The organism is uncultured Roseibium sp. (genome assembly GCF_947499295.1).
Classification (GTDB): domain Bacteria; phylum Pseudomonadota; class Alphaproteobacteria; order Rhizobiales; family Stappiaceae; genus Roseibium.
Genome location: NZ_CANMNP010000112.1, coordinates 1 through 822, shown reverse-complemented (window position 1 = coordinate 822; position 822 = coordinate 1). Strand labels below are relative to the sequence as shown.

General features: G+C 56.2%; 1 pseudogene. It reads left to right on the top strand.

The annotated features are described in order from the left end of the window. Positions 1 to 136: 136 nt before the first annotated feature. Positions 137 to 822: pseudogene (locus Q0835_RS30005) on the top strand (IS630 family transposase); the annotation flags it as partial.

Sequence of the window (822 nt, the reverse complement as noted above, 5' to 3'; positions counted from 1 at the left end):
GGAAAATGGGAGCCTTTGAAACTAAGAAACGAAACGTACCTTGGAACATCAAAATGGAGACCCAGCTGGAAATGAAAACCAGCAGAAAATGAAAGGTCTATAGATTTGCGAAACTACCCAGGCAGACCACCGCGCGGCCTTGGCGCGGATTTTTGAAGCCGGACCGATCCCTGCTGTGCATGGGGTGGTCCGCTGGCGGATCAAGGATCTGGTCGCCTGGCTCTATGATGAGTTCGGCTTGAGCGTCGCCGAAAGCACGGTGCGTAGAGCCTTGAAGGATATGGGCATTGTCAAGCTGTCTGCCCGTCCGCGCCACCATGGCCAGAACGAACATGCGCTGGAGGCTTTTAATAAAGTTTCCCCGTGGAACTCGAGGCCCTCAGAGCCCGTTTGGGTCCGCAGACACCGGTAGAGATCTGGTGGCAAGACGAGGCCCGGGTTGGTCAGAATACAAAGATCACAAGGCGATGAGCGCGCAAGGGAACCCGGCCCGTAGCCCCAAAGGATCAGCGGACGAAATCAGCATGGATCTTCGGCGCCATATGCCCGGCCAGGGGCACGGGAGCAGGTCTTGTTGTCCCCCGTTGCAACACGGCCATGATGCAGCTTCACCTCGATGAAATCTCTGCTCATGTTGCTCCCGGTGCGCATGCAGTTCTCATGATGGACCGGGCTGGATGGCACATGACCGGAAAGCTTCAAGTGCCGAACAACATCACGATCCTGCCTTTGCCGCCCAAAGCGCCGGAGCTCAATCCGGTCGAGAACATTTGGCAGTTCATGCGAGACAACTGGCTCTCAAATCGCGTCTTCAAATCCTAC